At 67.5% G+C, this 20757-nt stretch carries 17 protein-coding genes; 11 read left to right on the forward strand and 6 right to left on the reverse strand.

The features are described from left to right. Positions 1 to 77: 77 nt before the first annotated feature. Positions 78 to 2879 carry a DNA polymerase I gene (gene polA, locus EO174_RS20530; RefSeq protein ID WP_126947092.1) on the forward strand — a complete coding sequence of 934 codons (2802 nt, stop codon included), beginning with the start codon at positions 78 to 80 and terminating at the stop codon, positions 2877 to 2879. Positions 2880 to 3303: 424 nt separating this feature from the next. Here polA and hemF read toward each other — a convergent pair whose 3' ends face one another. The 4 genes from hemF to EO174_RS20560 form a co-directional block, all read right to left on the reverse strand. Continuing rightward, positions 3304 to 4203 (reverse strand): oxygen-dependent coproporphyrinogen oxidase, encoded by a 900-nt coding sequence (gene hemF / locus EO174_RS20535; protein ID WP_126947095.1) that lies wholly within the window; start codon positions 4201 to 4203, stop codon positions 3304 to 3306. 580 nt (positions 4204 to 4783) lie between these two features. Then, a complete protein-coding gene (locus tag EO174_RS20550) occupies positions 4784 to 5356 on the reverse strand; it encodes a hypothetical protein (RefSeq protein ID WP_126947104.1) in 573 nt (190 codons plus the stop codon). Continuing rightward, entirely contained in the window at positions 5353 to 6069 is a 717-nt protein-coding gene (locus tag EO174_RS20555; protein ID WP_126947155.1) for a hypothetical protein, read from the reverse strand. Before EO174_RS20555 ends, EO174_RS20550 begins: the two co-directional genes overlap by 4 nt. A gap of 301 nt (positions 6070 to 6370) precedes the next feature. Further along, the gene (locus EO174_RS20560) at positions 6371 to 8731 is read right to left on the reverse strand and encodes a S9 family peptidase (protein WP_164740286.1); all 2361 of its coding nucleotides are present in this window, start codon (positions 8729 to 8731) and stop codon (positions 6371 to 6373) included. Between the two features lie 357 nt (positions 8732 to 9088). On the opposite strand from EO174_RS20560, the gene EO174_RS20570 reads away from it, so the two are divergent. Next, on the forward strand, positions 9089 to 10432 hold the full coding sequence (locus tag EO174_RS20570) for an AMP-binding protein (protein WP_180496809.1): 1344 nt from the start codon (positions 9089 to 9091) through the stop codon (positions 10430 to 10432). A gap of 35 nt (positions 10433 to 10467) precedes the next feature. Continuing rightward, the gene (locus tag EO174_RS20575) at positions 10468 to 11250 is read left to right on the forward strand and encodes a hypothetical protein (RefSeq protein ID WP_126947110.1); all 783 of its coding nucleotides are present in this window, start codon (positions 10468 to 10470) and stop codon (positions 11248 to 11250) included. Between the two features lie 235 nt (positions 11251 to 11485). On the opposite strand, the gene EO174_RS20580 is transcribed toward EO174_RS20575, so the two are convergent. Then, entirely contained in the window at positions 11486 to 12493 is a 1008-nt protein-coding gene (locus EO174_RS20580; protein ID WP_164740284.1) for a pteridine-dependent deoxygenase, read from the reverse strand. After that, a complete protein-coding gene (locus tag EO174_RS20585) occupies positions 12490 to 13836 on the reverse strand; it encodes an NAD(P)/FAD-dependent oxidoreductase (protein ID WP_126947158.1) in 1347 nt (448 codons plus the stop codon). Before EO174_RS20585 ends, EO174_RS20580 begins: the two co-directional genes overlap by 4 nt. A 322-nt stretch (positions 13837 to 14158) precedes the next feature. Here EO174_RS20585 and xanC point away from each other — a divergent pair, with 322 nt between their 5' ends. The 8 genes from xanC to EO174_RS20625 all read left to right on the forward strand — a co-directional run bounded on the left by xanC (position 14159) and on the right by EO174_RS20625 (position 20679). Further along, a complete protein-coding gene (xanC, locus tag EO174_RS20590) occupies positions 14159 to 14428 on the forward strand; it encodes a xanthomonadin biosynthesis acyl carrier protein XanC (RefSeq protein WP_005914783.1) in 270 nt (89 codons plus the stop codon). 37 nt (positions 14429 to 14465) lie between these two features. Further along, a complete protein-coding gene (locus EO174_RS20595; RefSeq protein ID WP_164739222.1) occupies positions 14466 to 15149 on the forward strand; it encodes a ketosynthase in 684 nt (227 codons plus the stop codon). A gap of 52 nt (positions 15150 to 15201) precedes the next feature. Further along, entirely contained in the window at positions 15202 to 15951 is a 750-nt protein-coding gene (locus EO174_RS20600; protein ID WP_126947114.1) for a lysophospholipid acyltransferase family protein, read from the forward strand. A gap of 71 nt (positions 15952 to 16022) precedes the next feature. Continuing rightward, positions 16023 to 16250 carry a hypothetical protein gene (locus EO174_RS20605; protein ID WP_232087889.1) on the forward strand — a complete coding sequence of 76 codons (228 nt, stop codon included), beginning with the start codon at positions 16023 to 16025 and terminating at the stop codon, positions 16248 to 16250. Further along, positions 16247 to 17221, forward strand: coding sequence for an acyltransferase (locus tag EO174_RS20610; RefSeq protein ID WP_104585201.1), 975 nt, complete (start codon positions 16247 to 16249; stop codon positions 17219 to 17221). Before EO174_RS20605 ends, EO174_RS20610 begins: the two co-directional genes overlap by 4 nt. Continuing rightward, positions 17145 to 17792, forward strand: a complete 648-nt coding sequence (locus tag EO174_RS20615) for a LolA-related protein (protein ID WP_104585237.1) — start codon at positions 17145 to 17147, stop codon at positions 17790 to 17792. The genes EO174_RS20610 and EO174_RS20615 overlap by 77 nt, the downstream gene beginning before the upstream one ends. Before the next feature lie 93 nt (positions 17793 to 17885). After that, positions 17886 to 20252, forward strand: coding sequence for an MMPL family transporter (locus tag EO174_RS20620; protein ID WP_126947116.1), 2367 nt, complete (start codon positions 17886 to 17888; stop codon positions 20250 to 20252). Then, on the forward strand, positions 20239 to 20679 hold the full coding sequence (locus EO174_RS20625; protein WP_104585239.1) for a phosphotransferase: 441 nt from the start codon (positions 20239 to 20241) through the stop codon (positions 20677 to 20679). The genes EO174_RS20620 and EO174_RS20625 overlap by 14 nt, the downstream gene beginning before the upstream one ends. The last annotated feature ends 78 nt before the right edge of the window (positions 20680 to 20757 follow it).

The following is a 20757-nucleotide window of genomic DNA, read 5'->3' on the forward strand; positions in this document are numbered from 1 at the left end:
TGTCGTCATCCGTTCTAGGTCGTCGGCCAGTATGCGCTGGCAAGGTGTAGCGTGGGCGTGCAGCGTAGAATTGGCGCATGAGCAGATTAGTCCTGATCGACGGGTCCAGTTACCTGTACCGCGCGTTCCACGCGCTTCCGCCGCTGACCAATGCCCAGGGCGAGCCCACCGGTGCCTTGTTCGGCGTGGTCAACATGCTGCGCGCCACCCTGAAGGAGCGCCCGGCCTATGTCGCGTTCGTGGTGGATGCACCGGGCAAGACCTTCCGTGATGACTTGTATGCCGACTACAAGGCCAATCGCCCGTCGATGCCCGACGACCTGCGCGCGCAGGTGCAGCCGATGTGCGACATCGTGCATGCGCTGGGCATCGACATCCTGCGCATCGATGGCGTGGAAGCCGACGATGTGATCGGCACCCTGGCCCTGCAGGCCGCCGCCGATGGCCTGAGCGTGACCATCTCCACCGGCGACAAGGACTTTGCCCAGCTGGTCCGCCCGGGCATCGAGCTGGTCAACACCATGAGCGGCAGTCGCATGGATTCGGACGCGGCGGTGATCGCCAAGTTCGGCGTGCGCCCCGACCAGATCGTCGATTTGCTGGCGCTGATGGGCGACACCGTCGACAACGTGCCCGGCGTGGAAAAGTGCGGCCCCAAGACCGCCGCCAAATGGCTGGCCGAATACGAGTCGCTCGATGGCGTGATCGCCAACGCCGACAGGATCAAGGGCAAGATCGGCGACAACCTGCGCGCCGCATTGCCGCGGCTGCCGCTCAACCGTGAGCTGGTCACCATCAAGACCGACGTGACGCTGGCCAGTGGCCCGCGCGCGCTGGACCTGCGCGAGCCCAATGCCGAGACGCTGGCGGTGCTGTACGCCCGCTACGGCTTCACCCAGGCGCTGCGCGAACTCGGCGGCGCCGCTGCCCAGGCCGGCCTGCCGACCGAGCCGATGGCGCTCGGCGCCGCCGCCGCCAGCGCCCGCACCGAACCCGGCCGCGCCCGCGGCACCGGCTTCGTGTCCGGCCCGGTCAGCGCCCCGGTGGAGGTGGACCCGGCACTGTCGGCACGCGGCCAGTACGAGACCATCCTGACCCAGGAACAGCTCGACGGCTGGATCGCGCGCCTGCGCGCCGCCGGCCAGTTCGCTTTCGATACCGAAACCGACAGCCTGGATCCGCTGCAGGCCGACCTGATCGGCCTGAGCGTGGCGGCCGAGCCCGGCCAGGCGGCGTATCTGCCGTTCGGCCACAACTTTCCCGGCGCCCCGGCCCAGCTCGACCGCGCCCAGGCGCTGGCGCAGCTGGCGCCGCTGCTCACCGACCCTGCGGTACGCAAGCTCGGCCAGCACGGCAAGTACGACCTGCACGTGATGCGCCGCCACGGCATCGCCCTGGCCGGCTATAGCGACGACACCCTGCTGGAAAGCTTCGTGCTCAATTCCGGCAGCGCCCGCCACGACATGGACAGCCTGGCCAAGCGCTACCTGGGCTATGACACGGTCAAGTACGAGGACGTCTGCGGCAAGGGCGCCAAGCAGATCCCGTTCGCCCAGATCAGCCTGGAGGACGCCACCCGCTACGCCGCCGAAGACGCCGACATCACCCTGCGCCTGCACCAGGTGCTCGGCCCCAAGCTGGCCGCAGAACCCGGCCTGGAGCAGGTCTACCGCGACATCGAGATGCCGCTGGTGGAGGTTCTTGCACGCATCGAGGCCAACGGCGTGTGCGTGGACGCGGCCGAACTACGCCGCCAGAGCGCGGACCTGTCCAAGCGCATGCTCGCCGCCCAGCAGAAAGCCACCGAGCTGGCCGGGCGCAGCTTCAACCTGGATTCGCCCAAGCAGCTGCAGGCGCTGCTGTTCGACGAGCTCAAGCTCCCCGCGGTGGTCAAGACGCCCAAGGGCCAGCCCTCGACCAACGAAGAGGCGCTGGAGGCCATCGCCGACCAGCACGAGCTGCCACGGGTGATCCTGGAATACCGCGGCCTGACCAAGCTGCGCAGCACCTACACCGACAAGCTGCCGGAGATGATCCACCCGCAGTCCGGGCGCGTGCACACCAGCTACCACCAGGCCGGTGCGGCCACCGGGCGGCTGTCCTCGTCCGATCCGAACCTGCAGAACATCCCGATCCGCACCGAGGACGGCCGCCGCATCCGCCGCGCCTTTGTCGCCCCGGCCGGGCGCAAGCTGATCGCCTGCGACTACTCGCAGATCGAGCTGCGCATCATGGCGCACCTGTCCGGCGACCCCGGCCTGGTGGGCGCGTTCGAGTCCGGTGCCGACGTGCACCGCGCCACCGCCGCCGAGGTGTTCGGCCGCACCATCGACACCGTCAGCGGCGACGAGCGCCGCGCCGCCAAGGCGATCAACTTCGGCCTGATGTACGGCATGAGCGCCTTCGGCCTGGCCCGCCAGCTCGGCATCGGCCGAGGCGAGGCGCAGGACTACATCGCGCTGTACTTCAGCCGTTACCCCGGCGTACGCGACTTCATGGAGACCACCCGCCAGCAGGCGCGCGACAAGGGCTACGTGGAGACGGTGTTCGGCCGCCGGCTGTATCTGGATTTCATCAACGCCGGCAGCCAGGGCCAGCGTGCCGGCGCCGAGCGCGCCGCCATCAATGCGCCGATGCAGGGCACCGCCGCCGACATCATCAAGCGCGCCATGGTCAGCGTGGACGGCTGGATCGCCGAGCACGCGCAGCGCGCGCTGATGATCCTGCAGGTGCACGACGAACTGGTGTTCGAAGCCGAGACCGATTTCGTCGACACGCTGCTGAGCGAAGTGACCGCGCGTATGTCGGCTGCTGCTGAATTACGCGTGCCGCTCGTGGTCGACTCGGGGGTTGGCGACAATTGGGATGAGGCGCATTGATGCAGTAGTGGCGCCGATATGCTGAACGCGCAGACCAGACATAATGCGTATCGGACCTGCGCCGATGGAATGAATAACCGCTAAATTCTACATTTTTTTAACAGGTATCTTCACGATCCATCAATGTAGAAAATGGTGTTATATCCCTCGACGGGCGCAACGCCTGTCGTCAGATCTCTCCCATCCCCTGGAGCAGATCTCGGAACGGAAACTACTCCCCAAGTTTCCGTTCCCTGGCCCCGCCGACCTCCCCCTGGTCTGCGGGGCTTTTTATTTTCGGCGTCGAATTATTTTGCTACGCAACATAACCGGTTCAGCGCATTGCGCATTCACCGGTACCGTTGGTAATCACAAATTTAAATGGGCTGAATTAATTCAATTAATCAACACAGCGTTTCATCAGTACCGTGTTCTTTATCTGGATTCAGCCCAGCCAGTCGCGCGGTACCAGATAGTCCATCAGCCGCGCCTCGGCGCTACCCGGTTCCGGCGTGAAGCCATATTCCCAGCGCACCTGTGGCGGCAGGCTCATCAGGATGCTTTCGGCACGCCCGCCACTTTGCAGGCCGAACAGCGTGCCGCGGTCGTAGACCAGGTTGAACTCCACGTAACGGCCACGGCGGTAGAGCTGGAACTGGCGTTCGCGTTCGCCATAGGGCATGTCCTTGCGGCGCGTGACGATCGGCAGGTAGGCCTCCAGGAAGCCGTCGCCGACCGCGCGCTGGTAGGCGAAGTCGCGTTCGAAATCCTGACCCAGGTCGTCGAAGAACAGCCCGCCCACGCCACGGGTCTCGTTGCGGTGACGCAGGAAGAAGTACTCGTCGCACCAGCGCTTGTGCGCGGCATAGCGTTCCTCGCCGAACGGCGCGCACAGCGCCTGCGCGGTGCGGTGCCAGTGCAGCACGTCCCCGTCGACCGGATAGAACGGGGTCAGGTCGAAGCCGCCACCGAACCAGGCCGCCACCACTTCGCCATCGCGCTCGGCGCGGAAGTAGCGCACGTTGGCGTGGGTGGTGGGGACATGCGGATTGTGCGGATGGAACACCAGCGACACGCCACAGGCGCGCCAAGTCGCCCCGGCTAGCTCGGGCCGATGCGCACTGGCTGACGGCGGCAGGCGCGAGCCGGACACATCGGAAAACCCGATGCCGGCCTGCTCGAACACCGCGCCATTGCGCAGGATGCGGGTGCGTCCGCCTCCGCCTTCCTCGCGTTGCCATAGGTCTTCGGCAAAACGCGCGCTGCCATCGATGGCTTCCACGGCAGCGCAGATACGATCCTGCAGGCCGGTCAAATAATCGCGTACACGGTCGAATTCGTTCATGCCACGATTCTAAGCGCTGCGTCGCGCTTCTTGCAGTCGGGCAAACGCGCCCGTTTGTCGCAGGGCGAGGCGCTGCGTCGTGTGGGGGTCGGGCGCATGAGCAGCCAGGCTTTGCTGCCTCGTCTCACACCAGGCTTCACGCCTGGCGTTTCCCGCTCGGACTGGGCGGTGTGGGCGAGGCAGAAGCACGAGCAAAAGCAAAAGCAAAAGCAAAAGCAGAAGCAGGGCGTTGATCTGCTGGTTTGCTGCAGGGCCCTTGCCCGCCTACCATCGCAGGACACGCCGCAAGTACGTCCTTGTAGGCTCTTACGCGGCATCCATGCCGCGTAAGGTCCCGCGACGGTAGGCGGGCAAGGACCAGTCGAGATGGCCGGTGTACATGGAAAGAGCAGAAGCGGGGGTGGCGGTCGGACCAAGGTCCCGCGGCGGCGGGCGGGCAAGGACCAGTCGGGATGGTCGGTGTGTATGGGCAAGAACAGAAGCGGGGTGGCGGTTGACCAAGGTCCCGCTGCGGCGTACACGGACCATCGGGGATGGTCGGTGTGCATGGCTGGGGACGCAGGCCAACTTCAACCAGCGATCATGCCTTGCGCGAGGCCGTAAATTCGGCGCGCACCGCAGGCGTGCACAACCGCCATGCCAGCGCCGCGTGGAGACAGCCGATCGCCAGCACGCCCAGGCCCGTCAGCACCAGCGCCGCCTGGCGTGTTGCCTGCAGGCGTGCCTGCAGCTCCGGCCACTCGGGGCTGTGCAGGACGTCGGCCGGCAGCATCGCCTGCACGCCCTCGAACACCGGCCCGATCAACGCCAGGCCGCCGACATTGAGCAGCCCGGTCACCAGCAACACCACTACGAACCCGACCCGCGCCCACTCGCGTCGCTGCAGCAAGGCCCAGCTCAACCATGCGAAGGCGACCGACAGCACCACGCCTACGACCGACAATGACACGGCATGATCGATCAGCCACTGCAACGAGGCGGGCAGGGTGATCCCTTCGGGCAGGCCCAGCGTCGCCGCGTCGGGCATCAGCGCGATCATCACGATCTGCAACAGGTTGGACATCGCACTGACGACGCCCAGCAACAAGGACACCCACGCCAGCGGCGTGACGAAGCCGCCGCGTGGTCGGGAGGCTGGTGCCGGCGTGCTCATTGCAGCGATGCGATATGGGCGGCCACGGCAGCCTGGCCCGGAGGATCCAGCGCTGGCTGCAGTTGCGCGTACCAGCCCCGCAGCGCGTCGGCCGGCAGGCACTGGCGCAACAACGGTGTGCTGCGCTCCAGGAAGGCGTCGAGGAAGGGCAGCCCGCGCACGTAGAGGAAGTGGCTGTCGGTGATCGACATTCCGGCGTATGCCTCACGCAACCACTCCAGATGCGGCAACGCGTGTGCGCCGTGACCGGCGCGGGTCAGCGCGGTGAGGAAACTGGTGCGTGCGGTGGCCGGCGAGGTGGAACGCTCCTGCGCGTTCAAATCATCGAAGGTCAGCAACCACTGCTCGCCACGATCGATCTCGTTGCACATCACCGAGGTGGTCGCCAACTGCAGTGCGTTGTGTGCGCTGGGTTCGAGCTCGTACAGCGCCAGCCAGTGCGGATACGCCTCGTGATAGCGGTCCAGCGCACTCAGCGCAAGTGCGCACAGGCGTTGCGCGTCGGCACCCAGGTGCAGCTGCGCCTGCGCAGCGTTGTAGGCGCCCAGCTGATCGCCGCGCTGGAACAGGGTCAGTGCGGGCTGCAGTGCCGGGTCGATCTCGACGTCGGTCGCGGTGTCATCGGCTGCAGCCGCCGGCGCTGCGGTGGGTTCGGTTCGGGGCGTCGTGGCCACCGGGGTCTTGCGTCCAAACAAACGGTCCCACAGGCCCATCGCGATTACCTTCTGCACGCCGCGGAAGTGGAGACCGCTGCGGTGCCGGCGGCGCTCCGGTCGGGCGGCGGGCCGGCAGAGGGGAGCGCAATGCGCCAGCGATCTGCCGATCCTGCGCCAAGCTTAGAGCTAGTTGCGTACGTGGAGGTGAGTACCGACATGGTGTGGCGTGGCATGCGTAACGCAGTGGCGCATCACGCGTGCGACCTGGCTGGCCTGCAGCTTGCTGCAGGATGCTGCCGCTGCGACATGCCATCGGCCGGACGATGTACCACCCATCGCCCGGTCGCAGCGCCATGGCTTACGGCTTCACCTGCTCATTGAACAGCTTGAGGATGCGCTTGTATTCGTCCAGCCACGAATCGGCACGGGTAAAGCTGTGGCGTTCCAGCGGATACGGCGCCACCTGCCAGTTGTCCTTGTGCAGCTCCATCAACTTCTGGGTCATGTCGACCGAGTCCTTGAAGAACACGTTGTCGTCGATCATGCCGTGCGCGATCAGCAGATGGTCGCGCAACCCGTCGGCATAGTTGATCGGCGATGAGGTCTTGTACGCGTCGGGGTCGAGCTCGGGCGTATTGAGGATGTTGGAGGTGTACTCGTGGTTGTACTGCATCCAGTCGCCGACCGGACGCAGCGCCGCGCCGGCCTTGAACGTGCCGGGGCTGCGGAATAGCGCCATGTAGGTCATGAAGCCGCCGTACGAGCCGCCGTAGATGCCGGCGCGCGCGCGGTCGCCCTGCTTCTGCGTCACCAGCCACTCCAGCCCGTCCAGGTAGTCTTCCAGCTCCGGATGGCCCATGTTGCGGTAGATCGCGGTGCGCCAGTCGCGGCCGTAGCCCTCCGAGGCACGGTAGTCCAGGTCCAGCACGATGTAGCCCTGCTGCACCAGCAGGTTGTGGAACATCTGCTCGCGGAAATACGGCGTGTAGCGCTGCGAGACGTTCTGCAGGTAGCCGGCGCCATGTACGAACATCACGATCGGATACTGCTTGCCGGGCTCGGGGTTCTGCGGCCCGTAGTACTTGCCCCAGACCGTGCCGGCGCCATGCCGGGACGGCACCTGCACGTACTGCGGTGCGATCCACGGCTGCGCCTTGAAGGCGGGGGTGCGGGTGTCGGTCAGCAGCGTGGCCTGGCCGCCTGCGGCCGGCACCACCGCCAGCTGCGGTGGCAGGTAGCTGCCTGAATAGCGCACCAGCAATTGCTGCCCGTTCGGCGACAGACGGAAGCCTTCCACGCCATTCAAGGCAGTGACTTCGGTGAGCTGGTCGCTGCGCAGGTCCAGCTTGCACACCTCGTAGTCGCCCGGCCATGTCTGATTGCACAGAAAGAACATGCTGCTGCCGTCGGCGCTGGGTACCGGCATCGACACTTCCCACTTGCCGCGCGTGCGCTGGCGCGGCTTGCCGTTGCCTTCCACGGTGTACAGCTGCGAATAGCCGGATTCTTCCGACAGCAGCCACAGCGTGCGGTTGTCGGGCAACCAGCCGAAATCGTTGAAGTCCCAGTTGATCCAGGCGCTGTCGCTCAGGCGATGCCGCGGCTGCAAGGTGGCATTGGCCAGGTCCACGCTGGCGATCCAGCGGTCCTTGTTGTCCACCGCGCGAATCTCCACCGCCACATTGCGCCCGTCATCGCTCCAATGCACCGCCGGCCCGCTGCCGTCGCCATCGCTTTCCACACGCACGGCGCGGTTGCCCTTGAGCGGATCTTTCCTGGCGGCCTTGCGCAGCGCGGCCAGCGGGTCGGTGGCAATGCCCGGCAGCGTGTCGAACGACAGCGCTCTGGCGGTGCCGGCGCTGACATCCACCAGCCACAGCGCATGCGCCACCGGTGCATTGCGACCGACGCGGGTACGCACTTCCTGGAATTCCTCGTAACCGGATTCGGTCACGTACTTGGGCATCTTGCCGGCCTGGCCCTCTTCGGCGCCCTTGGCCTGGGTGACCACCAGCAGATGGCGGCCGTCCGGCGACAACGCGCTGTCGACGATCTCCACCTCATCGCCCAGATACACCGGTGCCGCCGCACGGGTGGCATCGGCGCGGCGCCAGGCGTCTTCCTGCGCGCGTAAGGCATCGCGCTGCTCACGATCGCGACGCAGTGTGGCCAGCGTGGCCAGCTGCTGCTCGCGCAACACGTCGGCCTTGGGCGCGGCGTTGGGATCGCGCTCGGCCTTGACCACCGCAACCTGCGCGGTGCCGGCGTCGGCGCGCCAGTGGTACCAGTTGTTGCCCGCGCGCCAGATCGCACCGCCATCGCTGGCGAACTGCGGCCGCGATTCGACCTCGTTGCTGCGGGTCAGCTGGGTCAGCGCGCCGGAGCGTAGGTCGCGCAGGAAGATGTCGCCATTGCGCGCAAACAGCATGCGCTGACGGGTCGCATCGTAGCTCGGGTTATCCGCATCCAGGCCGGCACGGGCGTTGTCGGCCACGCGTTCGGCAGTGCCGCCGCCGGCGCCCTGGCGGTAGGTGTCGCGCACCGGTGAGCCATCGCGCTTGAGCAGGTATTGCACCTGCTTGCCGTCCCACTGCCACCAGGCCTGATCCACCGACGGCCCGATCCAGTCCGGATCGGCCATCACCTGTTCGATGGTGAGCGGTGTGGCGGACTGCGCGTGCGCGGTGACAGCCAGCAACAACAAGGACAGCGGCAACAATCTGGGCATCGGTAACGACTGGACGCAACAAGGAGCGGACAAGCCTAGCAGCTCGCTTCCATCGGAGGCTTGGGCCACAGGTCATGGACGCGGGGCGGTGCGTGCGTCATCGACGAGGCAAGGCATTCGCCGCTGGCGGACGCGACCAGCTGCGGTGCGCGCATGTCGGCCGACGTCAGCGCATCGGCGCGATGCACTCCACGCCGCGCGCCGCGCCAGCAGCGACGTGGAGCCTGGGTCATGTACGCCTTCGCCCAGGTTCGAACCGTCACCGCCGCCGCATAGCTGGAAACCTCCCGACTTGCCAGCAGCGCAGGTGGCGGCCAAGCTAGCGCGCTTTTGCGATTGTCGGTTCCCATGTCCAGCCTGCCTGTTCCTGCCGTTTCCCACCCGATGGCCGTCGGCGCGCCCGGCCGGCCGCTGGCCTGGCGCGCGGGGCAGTCGGTCGACCTGGCCACCTTCATCGCGCACGTGCACGGCCTGGCGCAGCAGCTGCCGGACGGTCGCCACGTGGTGAACCTGTGCGAGGACCGCTATCGCTTCATGGTCGCGTTCTATGCGTGCGCGCTGCGCGGCCAGGTGTCACTGCTGCCGTCCTCGCGCGCACCGGCCGTGGTCGGCGAGGTGCAGGCGCGGCATGCTGATGCGTACTGCCTAGGCGATCTGGCGCTGGAGCTGGCGCCGCCGCGCTACTGGCAGTTGCCGGCCGAGTTGCCGCAGGCCGCGGGCCCGATCCCCCAACTGGCCGACGATGCCCTGGTGGCCATCGGCTTTACCTCCGGCAGCACCGGCAGCCCGCAACCCAACCCCAAGACCTGGGGCAGCTTCCTGACCAGCACGCGCCAGGACCTGGTTGCGCTGGAAAGCCTGTGGGCGCACACCGACGCGGTGCCGCACGTGGTCGCCACGGTGCCACCGCAGCACATGTACGGCATGGAATTGTCGGTCCTGCTGCCGATGGTGACCGCGCTCGCGGTGCATGCGGGCCGCCCGTTCTTCCCGGACGATGTGGCGCGCGCGCTGGCCGATGTTCCCGCCCCGCGCGTGCTGGTGACCACGCCGGTGCATCTGCGCGCGTTGGTGGAATCGGGCGTGGCGTTGCCGCCGCTGGTCGGCATCGTCTCGGCCACCGCGCCGTTGGCGCAGGACGTGGCCGCTGCCGCCGAGGCGCGCTTTGGGGGCGAGGTGCGCGAGATGTTCGGTTCGACCGAAACCTGCGTGTTCGCCGTGCGCCGCACCGCGCTGGAAGCGGCATGGACACCGCTGCCCGGCGTCCGCCTGGAAACGCAGGCGGCAGGCACCTTGGTGCACGCGCCGCATCTGGCCACGCCGGTGCTGCTGGCCGACATGATGGACGTGGCCGCCGACGGCCGTTTCCAGGTGCGCGGCCGGCAGGCCGATCTGCTGGAAATCGCCGGCAAACGCGCCTCGCTGGCCGATCTCACCCGTCGCCTGCTGGCCATCCCCGGCGTGATCGATGGCGTCATCGTGCAACTCGCACCCGACCCCGGCCAGGCGGTCGGGCGCATCGCCGCACTGGTGGTCGCCCCGACTCTGGACGAGGCGCAGATCCTCGACGCCCTGCGCGTCAGCGTCGACCCGGTGTTCCTCCCGCGCCGCCTGCGCAAACTCGCCGCACTGCCACGCAACGAAACCGGCAAGCTGCCACGCGATGTGGTGCTGGGTTTGCTCAACGGCTGAGCGATACTGGCCGGACACCAAGGAGGCGTGGCCGCATGCGCAAGGGATCTGCAAGCAGATTAGTACTCATCAGTGCCGCAGTCGTACTGGCGATTGTGGCGATGTGCCTGGCGTCGCTGCGATGGCATCGCCTGGATCAGGCAGTTGAGGCAGATCCTGTGCATGCGGCCACTGCTGTAGTCATGCCGGCCGGACAATCCAAGCCTGTTGTCGCTTCTGCGCCTCTACCGCCAGCTGATACGCCGCTGCGCCAAGTCTTCGACGACCTCAGTCGTCGCGCGAAGCAAGGTGATCCAGCGGCCGCATGCCGCTTGGCTATCGAGCTTGATCGCTGCGATGTGATCCAGCAGCAACTCGCCACTTACGACGAGTTGGTGTGGCGCGCACAGCGTGCGCGTGACCGAAAGGTCGTCACCCCCAATGCGAACGCCGACTTTGCTGCATGGGACAAGATGCTGGATGGCATGGCGACGGGACTGCTCAAAGCTGCGGATCGTTGCGAAGGTGTACGGCAGGTTTCCGTGGCCGAGCGGGTCGCGTTGTGGCGACAAGGTGCGCTTGGTGGCAATCCGGGGGCGCTTGCGCACTACGCGGTCGGCAACGCGTTTCGGCGTCGCGACATGCTGGAGCTTCTGCCGGAACTGCAGCGCTATCGAAAAGAAGCGGAATCGATGGCGCTGCAGGCGGCCTCGCGCGGAGACCTGCAAACCTCCCTGGCCTTGGCGGCGGCTTATTCGCCTCGCCGCGATACCGGTGAGCGCTTTTTCCTGGCGCAGGTGGTCCAGACGGACCTGGCCCGATCGTTGGCGCTGTATTGACGTGGCAGCCAACAGCTGCCGGCAACTGCCGGCCCGCGCTCGCGCGAGGTGATAGACGACAACATCGCCTGGTTGCAGAAGCGCGCGACAGCCAGCGATCTCGCAAGAGCTGATGTGCTGGGCAATGCGTGGGCGCGGCAGTGGTCTGTTACGCCAAAGGCTGGGTCAGCCGCGTTGACGGTGAACGAAGAAGGCGGTGTGGACGATATCGAACCAGCGCAATGCGCTCAATGACTCACCCATGCACCCCGTCGATCTCCACCGCCAGCTCGTCGCGGCAGATCACCGCGTGCAGCAGCAGGCGCGGCACCGCATCGCCGAAGCGGGCGTCCAGTGCCTGGGCAACCTTGGGCAGGTCGTACTGCTCGCGCACGTAGACCTTCAGGCGGGTGCCGGCGCCGAACTGCGTGGGCAGGGCGGGGGCGTGCTGGCGTGCGGCGCCGAGCAGGGCGTCGAAGTTGGCGAAGGTTTCTTCCAGCTGCGCCAGCAGCTGGCCGGTGTGCATCGATGCATGCCCGACCACGGCGGCGGTGCCCGACAGCAGCAGCGGCATGTCGCTGCCGGCCGGCGGCAGCATGGCGCGCGCGAAACTCGGCGGCTGCGGGCCGTACTGGCGCGGGTAGTTGTAGGCGCTGACCTGGCGTGGATTCTCCAGCGGGGTGCCGGCATCGCTGGCGGCCAGCCAGTAGATCTGGATGATGCGCTCGGCATCGCAGCGGCCCACCGCGGTGGCGGCCGGCAGCTGCGCAGTGTCGAAGGCACCCAGGCCGCGCGCACGGCCCACGCAGAACTGCCGGTAGCGTTCGCGGTCGCCACTGCCCAGGGTGATGGCGTCCAGATAGTTCCAGATACGCAGCAGGCGCGGCGTCTGGCTGCCGGTGACGAAGGCGGTGATTTCCGCATAGGCCTTGGCGGCGGCGGTTTCGATATCGACATCCTGCTCGTCGATTTCGATCACGCCGAACTGCAGGCGGCCGTCGCTGGCCCAGGCGATGTTGCCATCGCGGCCGCTGTGCACGGCTGCATCGCTGCGCCACACCTCCAGCATCTCGGCCTGATACGGCTGCAGCGGCACGCGCAGGTAGCGCGGGTCGTCCAGCCGTGGTGCCGCGGTGCCGAAGCCGAACACGGCCAGCACCTGCGGGTCGGCCAGCAGTGCGGACGGGTCGGTCTGCTCGACATAGTCGACCTGCAGACGGGGATGGCGCACGCTGTGCGTGGTCTGGGCCTGGGAAGCGGTCATCGGGTGTCCCGTCGTTGCGTGTCGCGTTGCAAGGTCTCGCCGTCGAAGCCGAGCGTGGCCTGACGTCGGCGTTGGCGCCAGGACTGCCAGGCGCGCGGCATCATCGACAAGGTGGTCAAGGCATAGATGGCGCGGAACGCGCGCAGGCGCAGGCGCACCCTGGGGCTGTCGAATACGTCGCCGGCCAGCATCGCCACCACCGCTTCTTCGATCCGCCAGGTGTTCTGCGGTTGCGCGAACAGGGCGCGCATGGTCGGCGAGGTGAAGCGGTAGATGAACCACTTGAACTCGTCCACGCCGCGCCTGAGTTCGCGCTGCAAGGCGCGCTGCAGTTTCGCCTCGTGCTGCGGCATGCGCAGGGCCTGGTCCACCATCGCCGCACCGCGTTCGGCGCTGTGCATGGCCAGAAACACGCCCGACGAAAACATCGGGTCGACGAAGGTGTAGGCATCGCCCAGCATCAACCAGCGCGGGCCGGACATGCGCGTGCATTCGTAAGCGTAGTTGCCGGTGGCATGCACCGGGGCCACGCGTTCGGCGCCGAGCATGCGCGCGTTGAGCTCGGCATTGAGCGCGAGCGTGCGCATGAAAAAGCCCTCGCTGTCGCCCTTGCGGGTCTTCATGTATTCCGGGTAGCAGACCGCGCCCACGCTCATGATGTCGTCCGGCAACGGAATCAGCCACATCCAGCCATGCGCGTGGCGGTAGATGCTGATGTTGCCGGCATCCTCGCCCGGCCGGCGCGCCACGCCGCGGAAATGGCTGAACAACGCGGCCGACTGATGTTTGGCATTGGCGCGTTTGAGCTTGAAGCGGTTGCCCAGGAAGGTGTCGCGGCCGCTGGCATCGAGCAAATAGCGCGGGCGAAACCGCTGCACCCCGGCCACGCCTTGCGCCTGCAGCACCGGCTGCTGCCCGTCGAACTCCACCGCTTCGACCTTGACCTGATCGCGCGCATCCACGCCCACTGCCCGCGCGCGCTCGAACAGCACCTGGTCGAACTGCGCACGTGGCACCTGGAAGGCGAAATCGGCCTTGGCATCGAGCGCATGCGAAAAACGGAAGGTGTTGTAGCCGCCGCTGTCGTTGGGAAAGTCCGCCCCGCGCTTGAGCACGCCGATGTCGCGCACGTCCTCCAGCACGCCCAGGCGTTCGAGAATCGGCACGTTCATCGGCAGCAGCGACTCGCCGATATGGAAGCGCGGATGCTGCGCCTTCTCCAGCAAGGTCACCTGCCAGCCCTGCTGGGCCAGCACGATCGCCGCCGTACAGCCCGCCGGCCCGCCGCCGATGATCAGGACATCCGGGCACTCGGGCCCGGGAGCCGGCCCGGCTGCCGGCATGGCGGTCGGGGTGGGGCGAACAGCAGTGGAAGTCATCCTGGAACGAACCTGCAGCGGGCGAGCGTCATGCAGTCATGATAGCCTGACCGGCGGCCCGGACAGGTATGCCGGCCGCCGAATCGCTGTTGCAGAACGATCGACGCCATCGACAATGCGGCCGCAGGCAGCCGCGGCGAGTGCTCGGAATCGGCCGGCACGGCAACGTACACTGTGCTGCGCAATCGCCCACGCCGACCTGACGGTTGTCTGTGACGCTGTGGTGGTTGTGCTGGAATTTCTCGCTCTGATCCTGTCGCCCGCCCCTCACCTGGAAGCTCTCTGGATGTCCTCGCAAACCGCTGCCGAACGTGAACTGGCCGAACTCCTGGTCGAAAGCCTGAACCTGGAAGACGTCCAGCCCGCCGACATCGATCCGGAGGCGCCGTTGTTCAATACCGGGCTGGGGCTGGATTCGATCGACGCGCTGGAACTGGCGCTGGCGATCAGCAAGCGCTACGGCTTCCAGCTGCGCTCGGACAATGACGAGAACCGTCGCATCTTCGCGTCGCTGCGCGCATTGTCGGCGCATGTCCAAGCCAACAAGACCGTCTGACCTGCCAACTGCAGCGCCTGCCGATGCGCCCCCGTGGGTGCTGGGGCTGGGCGTGCTGCTGGCGGTGGCGTATTCGCCGCTGGCGCATTGGGCCAACGCCAGCCATCGCCCGGACCTGGCGGTCATCGCCGGGGCCTTGCTGGTGCTGATGGTGCTCATCGAGCCGATGGTCGCGCGCCGCGCCTGGGCCTGGGCGCTGGCCGTGCTGACCTTGCTGGGCCTGAGCGCGTTGTGGCACTCGCCGTACGCGATGCTGGTGCTGGCCGCGCCGCCGGTGGTGTTCACCGGCTGGATCGCCTGGTTCTTCGGGCGCAGCCTGCGCCGCGGGCGCACGCCGCTGATCAGCCGCATTGTCGAAGGGCTGTATCGCCAGGCCGGCATGCCGATCAGCCCGGAGCAATACCGCTACACGCGCCGCCTCACCCTGGCCTGGGCGTTGCTGCTGTGCGCGCTGACCCTGGTCAACCTGGTGCTGGGCCTGTGCGCCGAACCCAGTGGCGTGCTGGCGCAACTGGGCCACGCCTCGCCGCTGCCGATCAGCGACGCGCGCGCGTCGTTGTTCGCCAATCTGCTGGCGTACGGGGTGGTTGGCGGGTTCTTCGTGGGCGAATATCTCTTGCGCGGCCGCTGGTTTCCACAGCGCCCCTATCGTAATCTGCCAGACTTCTTGCGCCAGATGGCGCGGCTCGGGCCGGAATTCTGGCGCGATCTGCTGCGCTGAGTGCGTGGCCAGGGCAGCGACGTACGTGCACATTTTCGGGGACAAGACAAAAATGCCGTTGGCAAGGATGCCGTCGCGCCTGGCGTGGGCCGTGTTCAATCTGCTGCAACTGGCCTTCACGCTGACGTTTACCGCTGGCGGAATCGTCTATGCCCTGGTGCTGCTGGCGGTCACGCGCGATGCAGACCGCCTGCTGCGCATGGGCGCCTGGATGTGGTCGCCGGTGCTGTTTCGCGGCGCCGGCGCCAAGGTGATCGTGGAAGGCCGCGAGCGCGTGGACTGGTCCAGGAATTATCTGTTCGTCAGCAACCACCAGTCGGTCATCGATATCTGCGCGTTGTTCTACGCCTTGCCGGTGCCGCTGCGGTTCCTGCTCAAGGACGAGATGCTCAAGGTGCCGTTCGTGAACTGGTATGCGCGGGCCACCGGCATGCTGTTCCTGGACCGCGACAGCCGGCGTGCCGGGGCGATGGTGCGCCGGCAGGCAGCGGCGCTGCTGCGCGAGGGCAAGCAGTTGTGTCTGTTTCCCGAAGGTACCCGCAGCCGCAGCGGCGCATTGTTGCCGTTCAAGGCCGGGCTGTTGCAGGCCGCTATCGATGCTGGCGTGCCGGTGGTGCCGGTGGCGCTGGATGGCTGCGGCAAGGTGCTGCCGGTGGAGGGTGTGTTCAGGGTGCGCCCGGGCATCATCCGTGTGCGTATCGGCGATCCGATCCCGGTGACCGGGCCGGATGCGCCGGACCGCCAGCAATTGACCGAGCAGGCACATGACGCCGTGGCTGCGATGCTTCAACCCAGGATTTGAGTTGCCCGCTTATGGATTTTGTCGTGCCGCATGATCATCCCTGCCTGCCCGGGCACTTTCCGGGGCGTCCCGTGGTGCCTGGCGTGGTCGTGCTCGACCATGTGCTGCAGGCGGTGGAAGCCGCCCATGGCCCACGCGCGGCGGCGCGCCTGCCGCAGGTGAAGTTCGTGCGGCCGTTGCTGCCGGGGCAGGTGGCATCGATCACGCTGGACGGCGTTGGCCCGCGCTGGCGCTTTCGCGTGCAGCGCGCCGACGAGCTGCTGGTCAGCGGCGAACTGGTGGCGGAGGCAGCGCAATGAGCAGCCAGTGGAAGCAACGTCCCGAAGGCGGTGGACGTTTCGCGCTGTGGCTGATCCGCGGCATCGCCCAGCATGCCGGGCGCGCGGTGGGACGCGCGCTGCTGTACCCGATCACGCTGTACTTCCTGCTGGTGCGTGCGCCCGAGCGCAGCGCCTCGCGTGCCTATCTGACCCACGTGCTGGACCGCCCGGCCACGCTGCGCGATGTGGCGCGGCATATCCACACCTTCGCCTCGACGATTCTGGACCGCGTGTACATGCTGTGCGGGCAGATGCAGCGCTTCCGGGTCGACATCACCGGGCTGGATCAGCTGCATACGCAGATGGACCGCGGCCGCGGCGTGCTGATCTTCGGCTCGCACCTGGGCAGCTTCGATGCGCTGCGCGTGCTGGCCACCGAGCGGCCGGACGTGCAGGTCAAGGTGGTGCTGGACAAGGCGCACAACCGCGCCATGACCGAGCTGCTGGGCGCGCTGAATCCGCAGCTGGCGGCCAACATCATCGATGCCGGCATGGACGCGACCTCAATCGTCATGGCGATCAAGGACGCCACCGATGCCGGCGCGCTGGTCGCGCTGCTGATCGACCGCCCGCGCGAGGGCGACCCGGCATTGCCGGCGATGTTCCTCGGCCGCAACGCGATGTTCCCGACCTCGCCGTGGCTGATCGCCGCAGCGCTCAAGGTGCCGGTGGTGCTGGCGTTCGGCCTGTATCGCGGCGGCAATCATTACGAGCTGGCGTTCGAGACCTTCAGCGAAGGCCTGGACGTGCCGCGCCGCCAGCGTGCACCGGTGCTGGCGGTACTCATGCGCGATTACGCGGCCAGGCTGGAACATTACACCCGCTACGCGCCGTACAACTGGTTCAACTTCTACGATTTCTGGAACACCCACCATGCCGATGTGCCGCACCCTGCCGTGGATGCTGATACTGCTGTTCAGCGCCGCACCGCTATGCGCCGCACCGCCTGAGACGCTGGACGTGGGCCAGGTGCTGCAGCGCCTGGCACGCCCCGCACCGGTCAGCACCGAATTCGTCGAACTGCGTGGCTCGGCCCTGCTGAAGACGCCGCTGCGCGTGCAGGGCCACTACCGGCGTCCGGACGCGCAGACGCTGGTGCGCGAGGTCAGCGCACCGTATCGCGAGACCACCACGTTGCAAGGCGACCAAGGCGTGCTGGAACGCGAAGGCAAGGCGCCGCGGCGTTTTGCGCTCAGCCGCGTGCCCGAGCTGGCCGGCTTGAAGTCCGGCTTCGGCGCATTGCTGGCCGGTGACCGCGCGCTGCTGGAGCAGCACTACCGCATCAGCGGGCAGGGCCAGCTGCAATCCTGGGCATTGACCCTGCAGCCCAAGGACGCCGCTGTCGCCAGGCAGGTCCGCGAGTTGCGGCTGTACGGGCGCAATGACGAGTTGCGCTGCATCGAAAGCCTGCCGGCCAAGGGCGAGGTGCAACGCACGCTGCTGGCCGGTGCCGCGCGCGAGGCTGCACGCGTGACCGATGCGGCGGCGCTGACCACGCTGTGCCACGGGTCGGGCGCGTGACGCAGCGCGCCTGCGGCGCCAGCAAGGCGCCCGCACAGCCCGATGCCGCGCGTGCGGCCGGTGCACGTTCGGCCACGCAGCTGGAGCTGATACATGGCATTTGAGTTGAATGCCAACCGCCGCATCGGCCTAGCGCTGCTGTGGTTGGCCTTGCTGGCGGTGACCGGGTTCTGGTTGAGCGAGACGCTCAAGGTCACCGGCGATCTGCGCAAGTTCATGCCCGCCCCGCGCACGCCGGCGCAGAAACTGCTGATCGAGGAACTGGGCGAAGGCCCCGGCTCGCGACTGTTGCTGATGGCGCTGTCCAACAGCGACCCGGCCACACTGGCCGCGCAGTCGCAGGCACTACAGCAGGCCCTGGCCGCGCAGCCGCAACTGTTCGAGCTGGTCGGCAATGGCGGCAGCGCGGGCCTGGATGCGATCCCCGAGCGCCTGCTGCCGTATCGCTATCTGCTCAGCGACAGCTTCGACGCCGCGCCGCTGGACGCGCGCACCCTGCAGGCGGCGTTGCAGTCGCGCGTGCAGGATCTGGGCTCACCCGCCGCTGCGATGGTGGAGCCGTTGTTGCCGCGCGACCCCACGCTGGAAGTGCTGCATCTGGCCGAGACCCTGCAGCCGGCCGCGGCGCCGCAGACGCGCAACGCGGTGTGGTTCGACCGTGCCGGCACCTCGGCCCTGCTGATCGTGCAGACACGCGCAGCCGGCTTCGATCCCACCGGTCAGCAACTGGCCTACGACGCGGTGCAGGCGGCGTTTGCCAAGGTCAGCCAGGGCACCTCCACGCAGCTCGTCCTGACCGGCCCCGGCGCCTTTGCGGTGGAAATCACCGCGCGCACCCAGGGCGAGGCGCAATGGATCGGTACGCTGGATACGGTGGGGCTGGTGCTGTTGCTGCTGGTCGCCTACCGCAGCTGGAAGATCCCGGTGCTTGGCGTGCTGCCGTTGGCCAGTGCCGGCCTGGCCGGTCTGGGCGCGGTGGCCGTGTTGTTCGAGGGCGTGCACGGCATCACCGTGGCATTCGGCTTCACCCTGATCGGCGTGGTGCAGGATTACCCGATCCACCTGTTCAGCCATCAGCGTCCCGGTCTGGATCCGCGCGACAACGCGCGCCATCTGTGGCCGACGCTGGCCACCGGCGTGGTGTCGACCTGCATTGCCTATGTGACCTTCCTGTTTTCCGGTGTGGACGGCTTGCGGCAGCTGGCGGTGTTCACCATCGCCGGGTTGGCGACCGCCGCGATCACCACCCGGTGGCTGTTGCCGGCGTTGATCGACCCGGCGCCGCGCGACTACGCCGATTCGCGCGTCCTCGCCGCGCTGTGGCGTGGCATCGCGCGGCTGCCACGGCCGCGCATCAGTCTGGCGGTGATTGCGCTGATCGGCATCGCGGTGATCGCATTTGCACCGGGGCAATTCTGGCAGAACGATCTGTCGAAGCTGACCCCGGTGCCGCCCAAGGCGTTGGCGCAGGACACGCACCTGCGACAGGAACTGGGCGCCCCCGACGTGCGCTACGTGCTCGCATTGCCTGCCGCCAGCGACGAGGCAGCGCTGCAGGCCAGCGAGCAGTTGCGCCCGCGCCTGGATGCGCTGGTGCGCGACGGCGCGCTGACCGGTTACGACATGGCCGCGCGCTACCTGCCCAGCGCCAAGACCCAGCGTGCGCGTCAGGCCGCGTTGCCGGGGGCGACGCAAGCGCGCGCATTGACCGACAGTGCGGTGGCCGCCACGCCGTTTCGCAGCGATGCGTTCGCGCCATTCCTGCAGGACCTGGACGCTGCCAAGCGTGCCGCACCGCTGTTGCCGAAGGACCTGGCCGGCTCGCCGCTGGCGACCTCGGTCGGCGGGCTGCTGCTGGGGCGCGGCGATCGCAGCACCGCGCTGGTGTCGTTGACCGGCCTGCGCGATCCGTCGGTGGTGGCTGCCGCCGTGCAAGGCAGTGGCGCGCAGTTGCTGGATCTCAAGGATGCCTCCGAATCCCTGGTTGCCGCCTATCGTGGGCGTGTGCTCGGCGCGCTGGGGCTGGCTGCGCTGCTGCTGGCGGTGACGGTGGCAATCGCGTTGCGCAGCCCGCGCCGGATCGTGCGCGTGTTGCTGCCGATGGCGCTGACCACGGTGCTGATCCTTGCGATCCTGCGCGGGATGGGGGTGGAGCTCAACCTGTTCCACCTGATCGCGCTGATCCTGGCGGCAGGCCTGGGCCTGGATTACGCATTGTTCTTCGACCATGCCGGCGACGATCACGCCGACCAGCTGCGCACCTTGCATGCCTTGATCGTGTGCAGCCTGATGACCTTGCTGGTGTTTGCGTTGTTGGCTGCCTCCAGCATCCCGGTGTTGCGGGCGATCGGCAGCACGGTGGCGTTGGGGGTGTTGTTCAACTTCATCCTGGCCTTGCTGGTGTCGCGCGAGCCGGCGCTGGAGCGCGCAAGAAGTGGAGGTGCACATGCAGGGACGTGACGCGATTGCCGCCTTGATTCCGCACCAGGGCAGCATGTGCCTGTGGGAAGAGGTGGTCGACTGGGATGCGCAGCGCATCGTGCTGCGCAGTCACGCGCATCGCAGCGACACGCATCCGTTGCGCGCCGATGGCCGCCTGCGCGCGCTGCACCTGTGCGAATACGGCGCGCAGGCGATGGCGGTGCATGGCGGTTTGCTGGGGCATGATCCCAGCCAGCCAGCGCGCCTGGGCATGCTGGTCGCCCTGCGAGGCGTGGAGTTGCATCTGGCCTATCTGGACGACCTTCCTGCTGCGATCGAATGCGAAGCAGTGGTATTGATGCAGGCCGACGACAGCCAGCAATACAGTTTTCGCCTGACCCACCAGGGGCAGTTGCTCGCCGAAGGCCGCGCCACGGTGATGCTGGTCGCCGGGCGGGCCCTGTAGGAGCGCGCTTGCGCGCGATGAAGCGTTACCGTTGAAGCCTCATCGCGCGCAAGCGCGCTCCTGCCGAATGTGGGCGAT

It is taken from the genome of Xanthomonas sp. BRIP62418 (genome assembly GCF_003993495.1).
In the GTDB taxonomy this organism is placed as follows: domain Bacteria; phylum Pseudomonadota; class Gammaproteobacteria; order Xanthomonadales; family Xanthomonadaceae; genus Xanthomonas; species Xanthomonas euroxanthea.

Excerpts from the sequence above, each read along its gene's own strand:
- EO174_RS20585 (WP_126947158.1), bottom strand. The coding sequence starts at position 13,836 with ATGCCGGCAGCCGGGCCGGCTCCCGGGCCCGAGTGCCCGGATGTCCTG.
- EO174_RS20580 (WP_164740284.1), bottom strand. The coding sequence starts at position 12,493 with ATGACCGCTTCCCAGGCCCAGACCACGCACAGCGTGCGCCATCCCCGT.
- EO174_RS20615 (WP_104585237.1), top strand. The coding sequence starts at position 17,145 with ATGCCGATGTGCCGCACCCTGCCGTGGATGCTGATACTGCTGTTCAGC.
- xanC (WP_005914783.1), top strand. The coding sequence starts at position 14,159 with ATGTCCTCGCAAACCGCTGCCGAACGTGAACTGGCCGAACTCCTGGTC.
- EO174_RS20575 (WP_126947110.1), top strand. The coding sequence starts at position 10,468 with ATGCGCAAGGGATCTGCAAGCAGATTAGTACTCATCAGTGCCGCAGTC.
- polA (WP_126947092.1), top strand. The coding sequence starts at position 78 with ATGAGCAGATTAGTCCTGATCGACGGGTCCAGTTACCTGTACCGCGCG.
- EO174_RS20555 (WP_126947155.1), bottom strand. The coding sequence starts at position 6,069 with ATGGGCCTGTGGGACCGTTTGTTTGGACGCAAGACCCCGGTGGCCACG.
- EO174_RS20625 (WP_104585239.1), top strand. The coding sequence starts at position 20,239 with ATGCAGGGACGTGACGCGATTGCCGCCTTGATTCCGCACCAGGGCAGC.
- hemF (WP_126947095.1), bottom strand. The coding sequence starts at position 4,203 with ATGAACGAATTCGACCGTGTACGCGATTATTTGACCGGCCTGCAGGAT.
- EO174_RS20550 (WP_126947104.1), bottom strand. The coding sequence starts at position 5,356 with ATGAGCACGCCGGCACCAGCCTCCCGACCACGCGGCGGCTTCGTCACG.
- EO174_RS20610 (WP_104585201.1), top strand. The coding sequence starts at position 16,247 with ATGAGCAGCCAGTGGAAGCAACGTCCCGAAGGCGGTGGACGTTTCGCG.
- EO174_RS20570 (WP_180496809.1), top strand. The coding sequence starts at position 9,089 with ATGTCCAGCCTGCCTGTTCCTGCCGTTTCCCACCCGATGGCCGTCGGC.
- EO174_RS20620 (WP_126947116.1), top strand. The coding sequence starts at position 17,886 with ATGGCATTTGAGTTGAATGCCAACCGCCGCATCGGCCTAGCGCTGCTG.
- EO174_RS20600 (WP_126947114.1), top strand. The coding sequence starts at position 15,202 with ATGCCGTTGGCAAGGATGCCGTCGCGCCTGGCGTGGGCCGTGTTCAAT.